The organism is Streptomyces sp. MB09-02B, from assembly GCF_033794485.1.
Taxonomy (GTDB): Bacteria; Actinomycetota; Actinomycetes; order Streptomycetales; family Streptomycetaceae; genus Streptomyces.
In genome coordinates this window covers 1-14483 of record NZ_JARGEE010000234.1, presented here as the reverse complement: position 1 = coordinate 14483, position 14483 = coordinate 1, and the positions used below count along the sequence as shown (strand labels likewise).

The 14483-nt window shown below is 71.9% G+C and carries 14 protein-coding genes; 8 read left to right on the top strand and 6 right to left on the bottom strand.

Annotated features, from left to right (window positions below; all coding sequences use genetic code 11):
- A partial coding sequence (locus P1P70_RS27880) for a thioesterase domain-containing protein (protein ID WP_319242458.1) occupies positions 1-860 on the top strand: 860 nt, incomplete at its 5' end.
- A 71-nt stretch (positions 861-931) separates the two neighbouring features.
- Here the strand turns inward: P1P70_RS27880 and P1P70_RS27875 are convergent.
- The 3 genes from P1P70_RS27875 to P1P70_RS27865 are packed head-to-tail and all read right to left on the bottom strand — an operon-like array spanning position 932 to position 4322.
- The gene (locus P1P70_RS27875; protein WP_319242456.1) at positions 932-1909 is read right to left on the bottom strand and encodes a Gfo/Idh/MocA family oxidoreductase; all 978 of its coding nucleotides are present in this window, start codon (positions 1907-1909) and stop codon (positions 932-934) included.
- Positions 1906-3234, bottom strand: coding sequence for an NDP-hexose 2,3-dehydratase family protein (locus P1P70_RS27870; protein WP_319242454.1), 1329 nt, complete (start codon positions 3232-3234; stop codon positions 1906-1908). The genes P1P70_RS27875 and P1P70_RS27870 overlap by 4 nt, the downstream gene beginning before the upstream one ends.
- Complete coding sequence (locus P1P70_RS27865) at positions 3228-4322, bottom strand: cytochrome P450 (protein ID WP_319242452.1); 1095 nt, start codon at positions 4320-4322, stop codon at positions 3228-3230. The genes P1P70_RS27870 and P1P70_RS27865 overlap by 7 nt, the downstream gene beginning before the upstream one ends.
- Before the next feature lie 409 nt (positions 4323-4731).
- Between P1P70_RS27865 and rfbA the strand changes: the two genes are divergently transcribed.
- From rfbA to P1P70_RS27840, 5 genes are read left to right on the top strand one after another with little or no spacing between them, the layout of a single operon-like run.
- Positions 4732-5640, top strand: a complete 909-nt coding sequence (gene rfbA / locus P1P70_RS27860) for a glucose-1-phosphate thymidylyltransferase RfbA (RefSeq protein WP_319242449.1) — start codon at positions 4732-4734, stop codon at positions 5638-5640.
- Positions 5637-6611 carry a dTDP-glucose 4,6-dehydratase gene (rfbB, locus tag P1P70_RS27855; protein ID WP_319242447.1) on the top strand — a complete coding sequence of 325 codons (975 nt, stop codon included), beginning with the start codon at positions 5637-5639 and terminating at the stop codon, positions 6609-6611. Before rfbA ends, rfbB begins: the two co-directional genes overlap by 4 nt.
- A gap of 2 nt (positions 6612-6613) precedes the next feature.
- Positions 6614-7213, top strand: coding sequence for a dTDP-4-dehydrorhamnose 3,5-epimerase family protein (locus P1P70_RS27850; protein ID WP_319242445.1), 600 nt, complete (start codon positions 6614-6616; stop codon positions 7211-7213).
- Positions 7210-7965: a class I SAM-dependent methyltransferase gene (locus P1P70_RS27845; RefSeq protein ID WP_319242443.1), complete on the top strand. Its 756-nt coding sequence runs from the start codon at positions 7210-7212 to the stop codon at positions 7963-7965. Before P1P70_RS27850 ends, P1P70_RS27845 begins: the two co-directional genes overlap by 4 nt.
- Complete coding sequence (locus P1P70_RS27840; RefSeq protein ID WP_319242441.1) at positions 7962-9104, top strand: DegT/DnrJ/EryC1/StrS family aminotransferase; 1143 nt, start codon at positions 7962-7964, stop codon at positions 9102-9104. Before P1P70_RS27845 ends, P1P70_RS27840 begins: the two co-directional genes overlap by 4 nt.
- A 65-nt stretch (positions 9105-9169) precedes the next feature.
- Here P1P70_RS27840 and P1P70_RS27835 read toward each other — a convergent pair whose 3' ends face one another.
- Positions 9170-10411, bottom strand: a complete 1242-nt coding sequence (locus tag P1P70_RS27835; RefSeq protein ID WP_319242439.1) for an activator-dependent family glycosyltransferase — start codon at positions 10409-10411, stop codon at positions 9170-9172.
- A gap of 244 nt (positions 10412-10655) precedes the next feature.
- On the opposite strand from P1P70_RS27835, the gene P1P70_RS27830 reads away from it, so the two are divergent.
- Both P1P70_RS27830 and P1P70_RS27825 read left to right on the top strand, forming a co-directional pair.
- Positions 10656-11735, top strand: a complete 1080-nt coding sequence (locus P1P70_RS27830; protein ID WP_319242437.1) for an enoyl-CoA hydratase/isomerase family protein — start codon at positions 10656-10658, stop codon at positions 11733-11735.
- 87 nt (positions 11736-11822) lie between these two features.
- On the top strand, positions 11823-12284 hold the full coding sequence (locus P1P70_RS27825; RefSeq protein WP_319242460.1) for a GNAT family N-acetyltransferase: 462 nt from the start codon (positions 11823-11825) through the stop codon (positions 12282-12284).
- 42 nt (positions 12285-12326) lie between these two features.
- On the opposite strand, the gene hemC is transcribed toward P1P70_RS27825, so the two are convergent.
- Both hemC and P1P70_RS27815 read right to left on the bottom strand, forming a co-directional pair.
- On the bottom strand, positions 12327-13259 hold the full coding sequence (gene hemC / locus P1P70_RS27820; RefSeq protein WP_319242435.1) for a hydroxymethylbilane synthase: 933 nt from the start codon (positions 13257-13259) through the stop codon (positions 12327-12329).
- A 72-nt stretch (positions 13260-13331) separates the two neighbouring features.
- The coding region (locus P1P70_RS27815) for a branched-chain amino acid ABC transporter substrate-binding protein (protein WP_319242433.1) at positions 13332-14483 on the bottom strand (1152 nt) is incomplete at its 5' end.

Sequence of the window (14483 nt, the reverse complement as noted above, 5' to 3'; positions counted from 1 at the left end):
CGCCCGACCCGACCACCGCGGTCGCCCACGCCGTCGAGTCCCTCTACCGCCACGCCGTCACCGTCGGCCGCTACGACCAGGCGGGCAAGGTCCTGATGAACTCCGCCGGGCTGCGCCCCGCCTTCACCTCCGCCGACACGGTCGGCAAGGCACCGGGACTGGTCAGGCTCGGCGAGGGCGGCGGGCACCCGGCCCTCGTCGGCCTGCCGTCCACCTCGGTGTGGGCCAGCGACCAGGAGTTCGTCGCGCTGGCGAGGCCGCTGCGGGGGCTGCGGGACACCCACTCGCTCATGATGCCGGGGTTCGTCGCCGACGAACTGGTCGCGGGCAGCGTGGAGGCCGCCGTCGACCACGCGGCCCGCACTGTCGCCCGCGCGCTGGACGGCGCCCCGTTCGCCCTCGCCGGCCGTTCCTCCGGCGGCTCGCTCGCCTACGCGGTGGCCGCCCGTCTCGAGGAACTCGGCACCCCCGCGACCGGTGTCGTCATGCTGGACACCTATGTGGCCGGCACCCCGCAGACCGACTACATCGTCCACGCCATGGAGTCCCGATCCCTCGAACGCGAGGCGGAGTTCGGCCGGATGACCGGCCTGAGGCTCACCGCGATGGCGTCGTACTTCTCGCTCTTCGACACCTGGCGGCCGCGTCCCCTCACCACACCCGCGCTCCTGGTGCGCGCCTCCGAGATGATCGCCGTCGACCCGGACCACCCGCGCAAGCGCCCGGAGGAGTGGCAGTCCGTCTGGCCCGTCCCCCTGGACGTGATCGACGTGCCCGGCGACCACCACTCCATGATCGAGGAGCACGGCGAGGTCACCGCACGCACCGTCCACGACTGGCTGGCCGCCCACGGCGGCTGAGCGACGACGCCACGACGAGCGGGGCCCGGGGAGACTCTCCCCGGGCCCCGCTCGCATGAACGGCGGAACCGCTAGCGGATCACCCGGGCACACGCCCGGACCCGGTCCACCAGGTCGGCCGTACCGAGCAGTTCCTCCGCCCCGTCCCGGACCGGCACACCGTCCAGCACCGCCGCCGCGAAGCCGCGGACGACGGCCCCGTACTGGTCGTCGGCCGGCAGCGTGACCTCCCGTACGAGGTCCTGCTGCTCCAGCCGGACGACGGGGCGGTGGGCGGGCGGTGGGGTGAAGGCACGGTCCAGGAAGATCCGGCCCGCGCTGCCCCACAGGGCGTAGGAGCAGCGGTACGCGTGCTCGAACCCGAAGGACAGCTCGGCGGTGACCCCGGACGGGGTGGTCAGCAGCACATGACCCGCCACGTCCACGCCGAGGATCGGGTCCACCCGTGACACCGCGCCGACCGGTTCGAGGCCGGAGCCGAGCAGCAGCCGCGCCGCGCGCAACGGGTACACGCCGACGTCGAGCAGCGCGCCTCCGCCGAGGTCGGCGCGGTGCCGGACATTGCCGGCGGGCAGCGGCGGAATGCCGAAGGAGCCGCTGAAGCAACGCACCTCGCCGATCTCGCCCTTCGCGACGAGCCGCCGTACCTCCTCGTGCTGGCGGTGGTGGACGAACATCAGGTTCTCCATCAGGCACAGCCCGGCGGCGCGGGCCGCGTCGAGCATCTCGGAGGCCTCGGCCCGGCTGGTCGCGAGCGGCTTCTCCACCAGGACGTGCAGCCCGGAGCGCAGCGCTTCGACGGCCCACCGCGCGTGCAGGCCGGTGGGCAGCGGGATGTACACGGCGTCGAGGTCGGTCCGGGCGAGGAGCTGCTCGTACCCCTCGACGGGTTCGCCGCCGAAGCGGTCGGTGAAACGGCGTGCCTTCGCCGCGTTCCGGCCGGCCACCGCGACCAGCCGCGTCCTCGGCTCCGCGACGAGTGCGGGCAGCATCCGCCGCCAGGCGATGTCCGCGCAGCCGAGGACGCCGACGCGGACGAGGCCGCTCATCCGAGGGCCTCCGCGCACGCCACCAGGGTGCGCGCCTCGATGTTGACGTAATGACTGTGCCGCAGCAGCTCCTTGAGCTGCCGCAGCGTCATCCAGCAGAACCGGGGCGGCACGTCCGTCGGGAAGGCGTCGTCCAGTTCGGCGATCACATACCGGTTCTCGGCGGCGAAGAAACGGCCCCCCTCCTCGGACTGCACCTGGTCGTAGCGGATCCGGTCGGGGGCGAGGGAACCGAACACGTCGAGCAGGGGCGGGCGCCGGTCCGGCGGCAGACCGGCCTGCTCGTCCGGTACGCACATCACGGTCGGCCCGATCTCCAGCCTGTCCAGACAGCCCTCCTGGGCCAGCGCCTGCATCAGGAAGTGCGGGACGCCGCCGATCCGGCGGTACAGCAGGACCGCGAGCCCCCGGGCGCACGGAGCCAGCATCGGCTGTGACCACGACGGCACCTCACGGTGCGGCGCGGTGACGTCCACGGCGATGATGCGGAAGCGCCCGCCCGCGTCACAGGCGATCTCGGTCGGCGTCCGGTGCCAGCCGGTGACACGGGTGAGCGGGACGACGTCGGCCGTCAGCTCGCAGCGTGTCTTGGCCTCCGTGAACCAGCTGGACAGCTCCGCCGGGGAGTGCAGAGCGCCGTGCTCGTCGGCGGGGTGCTCGGGGGGCAGGCACGAAAGGACGGTACGGGCGTCCATGTTGACCAGGTTGTCGCGGCGCAGCAGGGCCCTGATCTCGTCGAGGGTGAGCCAGCGGAAGTCGTCGTGGACCGGCAGGTCGTCGGCCACCTCGACGATCATGTTGCGGTTGCGCTTCCGCAGGAACCAGGAACCCTGCTCGGACTGGAGGACGTCGACCAGGACACGGCCCCGCCCCCGGCGGTCGGTGAAGTGCTCCAGGTACCGGACGGATCCGCCCCGGTGCACCCGTGTGTAGTTGCTGCGGGTCGCCTGCACGGTGGGGGAGAGCTGCACGCCGTTGACGTTGCCGGGCTCCGCCTTCGCCTGGAGCAGGAAGGACCGCACCCCGTCCACGGTCCTCGTGAGGATGCCGAGGACGCCTATCTCCGGCTGGTCGATGATGGGTTGCGACCGGTCGGCCCGGCCTTCCGGGCCGGCGCCCCGCACCCGCAGTCCCCGCACGCTGAAGAAGCGGCCGGTGTGGTGCCGCAGATCACCCGTCGTGGCGTCGAAGTCCCACCCCGACAGGGCGGAGAACGGGATCGGCTCCACCCGCTGCGCGTTGACCCGGGCGCGTTCGGCGAGCCAGTCCGCGAACTCCGCGTGCTCGCGGGTGCCGTCCGCCCCGGTCCGCGTCCCGATCACCATGTGACGGGCAGACAGGCGGGACCGCGCAGCATTCCCTTGGTGAACGGGATGTCCTGCGCCGGCAGGGCGAGCGCCAGCCGGGGGAAGCGCCGGAGCAACGACCCCAGGGCGACCTGGAGTTCCATCCGGGCGAGTTCGGCGCCGATGCAGCGGTGGGCGCCGTGGCCGAAGATGAGGTGCGGGTTCGGCGAGCGGTGGATGTCCATCTCGGTCGGGTCGTCGAACACGGCGGGATCGAGGTTGGCGGACTGCGTGTCGATCACCACCGCCTCGCCCTTGCGGATGGTGCCGGAGCCGAGTTCGACGTCCTCGACCGCGATCCGCACGAGGCCGCCGGTGACCGAGAGCGGCGCGAAGCGCAACACCTCTTCGACCGCCGACGGAACGAGCTCGGGCCTGGCCCGCAGCTCCGCCAGACGGTCGGGGCTGCTCAGCACGAGAGCCGCGCAGTTGGCGATCTCCTGGGCGCTGTTCTCGAACCCGCCCACCAGCAGGGCGAGGGCGAGACCGACGAGTTCCTCCTCGCTGAGCCGGTCGTCGTCGTCACAGGCCGACACGAGCCGGCCGAGCAGATCGTCGGACGCGGTCCGCCGGCGCTCGGCGACCAGCGCGGTGATCTGCGCCATGATCTCGCCGAACGCGGACTCCACCTCCTGCTGCTCGGTGCCGGTGAACATGGTGTGCGCCAGCTTCCGGAAGGTGTCGCTGCGCTCGTCGGCCACGCCGAACAGGGCGCAGATGACGAGGATGGGGAGCGGCTGGGCCAGCGCGGTCACCAGATCGGCGGGCGGTCCCTGCTCCTCCACGGCGTCGAGCAGCTCCGCCACCGCCTCGACGACGCGTGGCCGCATCGTCTCGACGCCGCGCTTCGTGAACGCCTGCGCGACCAACCGCCGCAGCCTGGTGTGTTCCGGCGGATCCATGGTGACGATCGACGCGTCGTGCAGCATCACCGGCGACGACCGGGGAACGTCCACACCCGCCGTCGCGGCCCTGCTGAACCGGGGATCGGCCAGGACCGCCCTGACATCCGCGTGCCGGGTGATGAGCCGCGCCTCCATGCCGTAGGCCATCCGAATACGGGCCAACGGCTCGTTTTCCTGGATCTGTCGGTAGCAGGGAGGATATTCGAATCCGACGGGTTCGGCCATCGGGAACCGGTGAATATTCGCAGCGACGTCCATTGCCTGACTCCCTGTCATGTGCGAAGAGCGCGAGAGGGCACAGTGAATGCGCTGCGAGGTTATCCGGCGCTGGGCCCGCGCAGCCGTTTCTGTTGCGTTTCTAGGGGTCCGAGGGCAGCCGGGCACCCTGAACTAGGGGTTTGTGTAAGGGGGAGTGTGCATTTTTAAGGGTCACCGCGGGCGCGTGGCCCTTCCCTTTTCCGCTCATGAATGGAGAACATTCCCCTGCATGTCCGTCGCGCCCTCGTGGTGCGGGCCCGTTCTCGAAGTGGGGAGTGACAGACTTGATTTCCCGATCGGTGTGCGGAGCGCCATGAAAGGAATTGTCCTCGCGGGCGGCAACGGAACTCGGCTATTGCCCCTGACGGCCGTCGGATCGAAACAGCTGGTGCCGGTCTACGACAAGCCGATGATCTATTACCCGCTCTCCATCCTCATGCTCACCGGCATCAGGGACGTCCTCGTCGTCACCCGCCCCGCGGAACTCGACCTGTTCCGCACCCTGCTGGGCGACGGCCGCCGACTGGGCATGACCATCGACTACGCCGTCCAGGACGAGCCCCGCGGCATCGCCGACGCCCTGCTCGTGGGCGCCGACCACATCACCGGCGGTGCCTGCGCCCTCGTCCTGGGCGACAACCTGTTCCACGGCGCGAACCTGCCGTCCCTGCTGCGCCGGAGCGCGAAGCGGCTGCGGGGCTGCGTGCTCTTCGGCCACCAGGTCGCCGACCCGGAACGCTACGGCGTCGCCGAGGTCGACGCCCGGGGTCGGCTCGTGTCCATCGAGGAGAAACCCGCCCGCCCCCGCTCCCCGCTCGCCGTTCCCGGCCTGTACTTCTTCGACGACGAGGTCGTGGACATCGCCAAGGGCCTCACCCCCTCCGCCCGGGGCGAGCTGGAGATCACCGACGTCCTGCGCGCCTACATGGAACGGGACAGGGCCGACCTCGTCTGGCTCGGCCGGGGCGTCACCTGGCTGGACACCGGCACCCACGAAACCCTCCTGGAAGCCGCCCAGTTCGTCCGGGACGTCCAGCGACGCCAGGGCGTACGGATCGGCTGCGTCGAGGAGATCGCCCTGTACCTGGGCTTCATCGGACCGGACGACTGCTACCGGCTGGGCGCCGCGATGCGACAGTCCCCCTACGGGCGGTACGTGATGGAACGCGCCCGCGCCCACACCCCCGACCCATGGCCCCCGAGCTTCCCGGAGGAGATATGAACCTCCTGGTCACCGGTGGCGCCGGCTTCATCGGTTCCACCTACACGCGCATGCTGCTGAACGGCGACACGGACACCCCCGACGTGTCCCGCGTGACGGTCCTGGACAAGCTCACCTACGCGGGCCGGCTGGACAACCTCGACCTCACCGACCCCCGGCTGAGGTTCGTGCACGGCGACATCTGCGACCCCGGAACCGTCGCCGAGGCCATGGCCGGCACGGACCAGGTGGTGCACTTCGCGGCCGAGTCCCACGTGGACCGCTCCATCGAGAGCGCCGACGCGTTCGTCCGCACCAACGTCACCGGCACCCAGACGCTGCTCGACCAGGCGCTGCGCCACGGAGTGGAACGCTTCGTGCACGTGTCCACCGACGAGGTGTACGGCTCCGTCGAGACCGGCGCGCGGTCCGAGACCGACCCCCTCGACCCCAACTCGCCCTACGCCGCCTCCAAGGCCGGCTCCGACCTCCTCGCCCTGTCCTTCCACCGCACGCACGGCCTGGACGTCCGGATCACCCGGTGCAGCAACAACTACGGCCCCCGCCAGCACCCCGAGAAGGTCGTCCCGCTGTTCGTGACACGGCTGCTCACCGGCCGCCAGGTGCCCCTGTACGGGGACGGGCGCAACGTACGCGACTGGCTGCACGTCGAGGACCACTGCCGGGGGGTGGAGGCCGTCCGGCTGAAGGGACGGCCCGGCGAGATCTACAACATCGGCGGCGGCACCGAGCTGACCAACCGCGAACTCACCGGCCGGCTGCTGACGGCCTGCGGGCGCGACTGGAGCGCCGTCCGGCACGTGACCGACCGCAAGGGCCACGACCTGCGCTACGCGATCCGCGACGACAAACTGCGCGCGGAGTGCGGCTACGAGCCGCGGCACGACTTCGAAGCGGGCCTCGCGCTCACCGTCGACTGGTACCGCCGGCACCCGTCCTGGTGGGACCGGGCCGTCCCCACGGAGAGCTGACCATGGAATACCGCGCACTGAAGGTCCACGGCGCCTTCGAGTTCTTCCCCAGGGCGTTCCCGGACGAGCGGGGCAGGTTCACCGCCCCCTTCCAGGAGCCCGCCTTCACCGAGGCGGTCGGCCACCGGTTCCCCGAGGTGAGACAGGTCAACTGCAGCACCTCGCGGCGCGACGTGCTCAGGGGCGTCCACTTCACCCGCACACCGCCCGGCACGACGAAGTACGTGTACTGCGCCCACGGTAGGGCCCTGGACATCGTCGTGGACCTGCGGGTGGGCTCGCCCACCTTCATGGCCTGGGACGCGGTGCCGCTCGACGCCGACGCGCCGACCGCCGTGTACTTCCCCCTCGGCGTCGGACACGCCTTCCTCGCCCGCGCCGACCACACCGTCATGTCCTACCTGCTCTCGGACACGTACGTGGCCGACCACGAACACGCCGTGTCCGCACTGGACCCCGCCCTCGGACTGCCCCTCGGCGACGAGAGCGACCTCATCGTCTCCGCCCGCGACCGGGAGGCCCCCACCGTCGCCCGGGCGAGGTCGCTCGGCCTGCTGCCCCGTTACGAGGACTGCACCGCACCAGGAAAGGAATCACCTTGACCTCCGCCACCCCCCGACCGGTCATGGCCTACACCGACGAGCACGCCGACATCTACGACCTCATCCACGCCTCCCGGGGCAGGGACTGGGCCGCCGAGGCGGACGCGATCACCGACCTCGTCACCGCCCGCAACCCCGATGCCGGTTCGCTCCTCGACGTCGCCTGCGGCACCGGCAAACACCTGGAGGCCTTCCGCGCCCGCTTCCCGGACCTCGCCGGCGTGGAACTCTCCGACGGGATGTGCCGCATCGCCCGGCGGAGGCTGCCCGACGCCACCGTCCACCTCGGCGACATGCGGACCTTCGCAATGAACCGCGTCTACGCGGCCGTCACCTGCCTGTGCTTCTCGGTCGCCTACATGGCCGACACCGGCGAACTCGGCCAGGCTCTCGGGCGCATGGCCCACCACGTGGAGCCCGGCGGCGTGGTGGTCCTCGAACCCTGGTGGTTCCCGGAGAGGTTCCTGGACGGCTTCGTCACGGGGGCCGTCGCCCAGGAGGAGGGCCGCGTCGTCAGCCGGCTCTCCCACTCCGTCCGCGACGGCAACGCCACCAGCATGACCGTGCGTTACACCGTGGCCGAGACCACCGGCGGCATCAGGGAGTTCGGTTCGCACGAGATCCTCTCGCTCTTCGCCCGCGACGAGTACGAGACCGCCTTCCGGGACGCGGGCCTGTCCGTCGAGTACCTGGAGGGCGGTCCGAACGGTCGCGGCCTCTTCGTCGGCGTCGCCCCCAGGGAGGCCTCGTGATCCAGGTCTTCCAGCCCGGGCTCGGCGAGGAGGAACTCGCCGCCGTGGCCGAGGTGTTCGCGAGCAACTGGATCGGGCACGGCCCGCGCACCAAGGCCTTCGAGGCAAGCTTCGCCGACCACCTCGGCGTCGACGCCGACCGCCTCGTCTTCCTCAACTGCGCCACGTCCGGCCTGTTCCTGACCACCGAACTGCTCGGCCTCGGCGAGGGCGACGAGGTGGTTCTGCCCTCCGTCAGCTTCGTCGCCGCCGCCAACGCCGTCGCCGCGGCCGGCGCCCGCCCGGTCTTCTGCGACGTCGATCCCCGCACCCTCAACCCCACCGCCGACGACATCGCCCGCGCGCTCACCCCGCGCACCAAAGCCGTCATGGTCCTCCACTACGGCGGCCACCCGGGCGACATCGCGGCCGTCGCCGACCACTGCCGGGACAGCGGCGTCACGCTCATCGAGGACGCGGCCTGCGCGGTGTCGTCCCACATCGACGGCCGGGCCGCCGGCACCTTCGGCGACCTGGCCGTCTGGAGCTTCGACGCCATGAAGGTCCTCGTCTGCGGCGACGGCGGCATGCTGTACGTCCGCGACCCCGACCAGGCCGCCCGCGCCCGACGGCTCGCCTACCACGGACTCGCCCGGCCCAGCGGTTTCGGTCAGGCGAGCGCGTCCACCCGCTGGTGGGAGCTGAACGTCCCCGAGGTCGGCCGCCGCATCGTCGGCAACGACCTGACCGCCGCCATCGGCGCCGTACAACTGCGCCGCCTGCCCGGGTTCGTCGAGCGGCGCCGGGAGATCGTCGAACTCTACGACCGTGAACTGGCGGACGTGCCCGGTCTGGAACTCCCCCCGCCCCTGCCCGAGGGCCACCACTCCACCCACTACTTCTACTGGGTACAGATGCACCCCGCCGTACGCGACGAGATCGCGAGCGAACTGTACGCGGCCGGCATCTACACGACCTTCCGCTACCCGCCCCTGCACAAGGTCCCCGTCTACGGATCCACCGGCTCGCGGCTGCCGCGCTCCGAGGAGGCCGCAGAGCGCACCCTGTGTCTGCCGCTGCACCCCGGCCTGGACGACGCCGACGTGCGCACGGTCGCGACGGCGCTGCGCAAGGCCATGGAGACACGCGCCGACCGCTGACCCAGGGCCGGTACGGCGGTGTCCCGGACGTCCTGAAGGACGTCCGGGACACCGCCGTACCGGCCCTAGCGGTGATCGGCCGTCAACTTCTCCAGCACCGGCACGACCTCGGCAGGCGTCGGCTGGGCCAGGATCTGCTCGTCCCGCAACCGGCGCGCGGCCGCACCGAACGACGGATCGTCCAGCATCCGCTCCAGCGCCTCGCGCAGCCCGCCTCGCTGCGCCACGTACAGCCCCGCGCCGACGCTCTCCAGATGCCTGCCCTTGTGCAGGGCGAACCAGCTGTTCGCGACCAGCAGTTGCGGAACGCCCGCGCCCAGCGCGGTGTTCCACGTCCCGCCGCCGCCGTAGTGGACGACCGCCGCACAGCTCGGCAGGAGCGCCAGCAGCGGGACGAAGTCGACGAGCCGGGTGTTGGCCGGCACCTCCTGTTCCTCGCCCGGGACCTGCTTCAGCGTGGCGATCAACTCGATGTCCAGACCGTCGAACATCCGCAGGTCACCGATGGGGAAGGAGTCGTGTCCCGCCTGGTTGCGCAGGGTGGTCCCGGCGGTCAGGCACACCCTGGGCCGGGTCGGCGGCGCGTGCAGCCAACCGGGAACCGCTGCGGGCCCGTTGTACGGCACGTACCGCATCGGCACCCGGTGCACGTCCAGCGGGAACCGGGCGTCCGCCGGCACCGTGTCGACGGTCCACTGCCCCACCGCCATGTCCTCGGCGAACCCGCCCCCGCCGAAGCGGTCCAGCAGCGGCCCGAGCCAGGGCTCCAGCGGATCGGTGCGCTGGTCCTCGGGCGCCCCGTCGCGCAGCCGCAGGAACGTCCGCCGCATCTGCTGCAGCAGATCCGGGCTGAACACCAGCCGCGCGTGCGCCGCGCCGACGGCACGCGCGGCGACCGGCCCGGCGAAGGTGTAGGGCTCCCAGACGACCAGATCCGGCCGGAAGTGCCGGGCGAAGTCCACCAGCCCCTCGACGAAGGCGTCGTTGTTGATGCCGCGCATGTAGAAGTCGACGAAGGCGCGGTACAGCAGCCCCTGTCCCTCCCACGTCTCGGGCGACTCCACGTCCCCGTCCTGCCCGAACCCGCCCGAGTAGTCCGCCGAGCCGCCGGCCTGCTCCAACTGCCGCAGGAAAGCGTGGTCCTCGCCGACCGGCACGGCGGTGAGCCCCGCCTGGGTGATGTCCTCCGTCAGGGCGGGCTGCGACGCCACGTACACCTCGTGCCCCGCGGCGCGCAGCGCCCAGGCGAGCGGGATCATGCTGTGGAAGTGGGTTCTCTCGGCGTGAGTCGCGAAGAGCACGCGCATAGGACGGAATCCTTCCGTTCTGTGGACGAAGGGGCGACCGCCCGTCGGCAAGGCTGCTCCGCCGAGGCTCCCGAGCCAACCCCTATCGCCCTCGCCCCACGGTCGCGGGGCCGGGGTCTGTGGGCACCCCTATGCACGGGGCCGCCCGGTCAGGGGTCTCAGAGGCACAGGTAGGCTCTCCCCGCGCGCCCAGGGTGCCGGCAGGCCCGGGGCGCCGACCGGCAGTCGTGAGGGAGGCGGTTCGATGACCGGCGGGCAGGAACCCGTGCTGCTGCACACCGTCGGGCGGGCCGCCCACATCACCCTCAACCGCCCGAAGGCCCTCAACGCCCTCAACCACACCATGGTCCGGCGCATCGGCGAGGCGCTCACCGCCTGGGAAGAGGACCCGGCCGTGGAGACCGTCGTCGTCACCGGCGCGGGGGAGCGCGGACTGTGCGCGGGCGGCGACATCCGGGTCGTCCACGACGACGCCCGCGACGGGGACGGCACCGCCTCGGCAGCGTTCTGGCGCGACGAGTACCGCCTCAACGCCCGTATCGCCCGCTACCCCAAGCCCTATGTCGCCGTCATGGACGGCATCGTGATGGGGGGCGGCGTCGGGATCTCCGCGCACGGCAGCGTCCGCATCGTCACCGAGCGCTCGCGGATCGCCATGCCCGAGACCGGCATCGGCTTCGTCCCGGACGTCGGCGGCACCCGTCTCCTGGCCGGTGCCCCGGGCGAACTCGGCACCCTCCTCGCCCTCACCGGCGCGGCGATCGGCGCCGGCGACGCCCTGCTGTGCGGCCTCGCCGATCACTACGTACCGTCCGCGTCACTCGGCACGCTCCTCGACGACCTCGCCGAACTGCCCGCCCGGGACGCCGTCGCCCGGCACGTACGGCAGCCGCCGCCCGCCGAGCTGCCGGAACGGCGGGAGTGGATCGACGCCTGCTTCGGCGCCGACACGGCGGAGGAGATCGTCCGACGGCTGCTCGCCCACGGGGACCCGGCGGCCAAGGAGACCGCCGAGACCCTGTTGGCCAAGTCCCCCATCGCCGTCAAGGTCACCCTCGCCGCGGTGCGGCGGTCCCGAAGCCTCGGCTCCCTGGAACAGGCGCTGGACCAGGAGTACCGCGTCTCCTGCGCGGCCCTGGCCACCGCCGACCTCGTCGAGGGCATCCGCGCCCAGGTCATCGACAAGGACCGCCGCCCCCGTTGGACCCCGGCCACGCTCGCCGAGGTCACCGACGCGGACGTGCACCGCTTCTTCACCCCGCTCGGCGACCGTGAGCTGGGCCTCGCCTCCGGTCCCCACCGCACCGATCACGACAACACCTAGGCTCCCGACGTGACCGACACCCCCCACACCCCCCACACCCTCCGCATCCGACCGGGCGGCCCGGCCGACGCCCCGGCCATCCTCCGCATGCTCGACTCGGCGGTGGCCTGGATGAACGCGCGCGGCAACACCGAACAGTGGGGCACGATCCCGTACTCGCGGCGACCCGACGGGCCGTCACGGATCGAGCGCTACACGACCGAGAACACCCCGTACATCGCGGAGCGGGACGGGGCACCCGTGGGAGCCATGGTCCTGGACTCCGGCCCCAGCCCGCAGATGCCGATCCCTCCGGCCGACGAACCCGAGCGGTACGTCCGCCTCCTCGTCACCGACCGCCACCACGCCGGTCACGGCATAGGCGCGGCCCTCCTGTCCCACGCGGTCGACGAGACCCGCCGCGCCGGCGTGGGACTGCTCCGCGTCGACTGCTGGGCGGGCGACGGCGGCCGCCTCGTCGCGTTCTACGAACGCAACGGTTTCACCCCGACCGCGCCCTTCCTCTCCGGCACCTGGCCCGGCCAGGTACTGGCCCGCAGACTCGACTGACCGCGGGCCGGTCCGGTCCGGACCGGGCATCGCAGCGGCCGGTCAGTGCGGGATGCCGTCGATGAGGTCGCGGGCGCCCTGGCGGAGGAGGGCCACCGCGACGGAGGTGCCCAGGGTCGCGGGGTCGAGACGGCCCGCCCATTCGTGCGCGTTGAGAACCGTCTTGCCGTCGGGGGTGAACACCGAGGCCCGCAGGGAGAGTTCACCGTTGTGCTCGGTGCGGGCGAAACCGGCGATGGGGCTGTTGCAGTGGCCCTGCAGCACATGCAGGAACATGCGCTCGGCGAGCGTCTCGCGGTGGGTGTCCGGATCGCCGAGCCCACTGACCGTGTCGATGGTGTCGGTGTCGTCCTCCCGGCACTGGAGCGCCAGAACGCCCGCGCCGATCGGCGGCATCATCGTCTCGACGGACAGGATCTCGCTGATCACGTCCGCGCGGCCGATGCGCTCCAGACCGGAGACGGCCAGCAGCAGCGCGTCCGCCTCGCCCCCGGCCAGCTTCTCCAGCCGGCGGTTGGCGTTCCCGCGGAACGGCACGCAGTCCAAGTGCGGGTGTGAGGCGGCGAGTTGCGCGGTCCGCCGCACGGAGGAGGTGCCGATACGGGTTCCGGCGGGCAGCTCGTCCAGGGTGCGTCCGGCGGGGTCCACGAGGGCGTCCCGGATGTCGTCCCGCTGCAGGAACGCCGCGAACATCGTGCCGGCCGGCAGGGGCCGGTCGGCGGGGATGTCCTTCACACAGTGCACGGCGAGATCGGCCTCGCCCGCGACGAGCGCGGCGTCGACCTCCTTGGTGAAGGCCCCCTTGCCCTCGACCTGGGAGAGATCACCCATCCACTTGTCCCCGGTCGTCTTCACGGGGACCACCTCGGTGCGCAGCGCCGGGTGGAGCACGGCGAGTTCGGCGCGCACGCGCTCCACCTGTGCCAGGGCCATGGGCGAGTCTCGGGAAACGATGCGAATCAGGTCCTGCGACATGAAGGCACGATAGCCCCTCGACACGAGCCCCGATGACCACTCTCGTCCCCGGCTCCGGTCCGACCGCCGCCGTCATACCTTCGCCCGCTGGTACTGCCCGCGGAAGTCGAACTTCCCTTCGGCTACGCGGTACAGGAACAACGCGTCGTGGTTGTATCCGTTGTCCGGGGTGTACGCGACGGTCCGGCTGATGCCGGTGTAGGAGACCTCCCGCATACGGCGTACGATCGCGCCGCGCTCCCGCAGGGCCGCCTTCCCGTCGGCGCAGGCCTCGGCCAGGAACAGCACCGCGTCGTACGCCTCCGCCGCGTACCGGTCGGGCGGCTCCCCGTACCGTGCCTCGTACTTCTCGGTGAACGAGCGGGCTGCCGGGGTCGCCGCCGGATCGATGAAGGCGGTGGCGAAGACCCAGCCTTCGGCCGCCGGGCCCGCGCGCTCCAGGAACCGTGTGCCGAAGGCCCGTTGGGTGGCGACCCGGGCCCCGGAGAAGCCGGCCTCGCGCAGTGCCGCGGCGAAGGCGCCCGCTCGCTCCTGCCCTCCGCTGAACACGACCGCGTCCGACCCGGACGCGACGACCCGTGCGGCGAGCGCGGTGGGGTCGAGCTTCCCGGCGGCGACACTCGCGATGCTCGTGTCCCTGCCGTCGCGGCCGAGCGCCCGCTGGATGTAGTTGCACAGGGTCCAGGCGAAGTCGCCCTCGGCCCGGTCCTCGACCAGGAACACCTCGCGGGCGTCGGCCTCGCCCGTCAGATAGACGTTGCACGGGGCGGCGAGCAGCTCGTCACTCGGCGAGAGCTGTGCGTGGGAACGAAGCGTGGACGGACCGGCGTCCCTGACCTGGGACGTCACCCCCACCGACACGGAGACGACGGGCAGCACGGCCTGCGTGTAGGTGGTCTCGGCCGCGAGGAAACAGGCGTCCGTGGTCGGTCCCAACACCGCGAGGACCTGTTCGTCCTTCACCAGTCGCGTGGCCCGGCCCAGGGTCCGGTCGGGCTCGCCCCCGTCGTCGTACGCGCGCAGCGTCAGCCGCAGCGGACGGTCGTCGTCGGCGTTCACGTGGGCGACGGCCAGCCGGGCGCCGTTGAGCTGGGCCCGTCCGATCTCGCCGGTCGCGCCCGTGAGGTCGCCCTGGAAGGCCACGGACAGGTCGGCGCGCGGGCCGGACGAGGGTGAGCCTCCCGCGCCGGGCTTCTGTTCGCGCCGGTTCCCCCACCACCACGC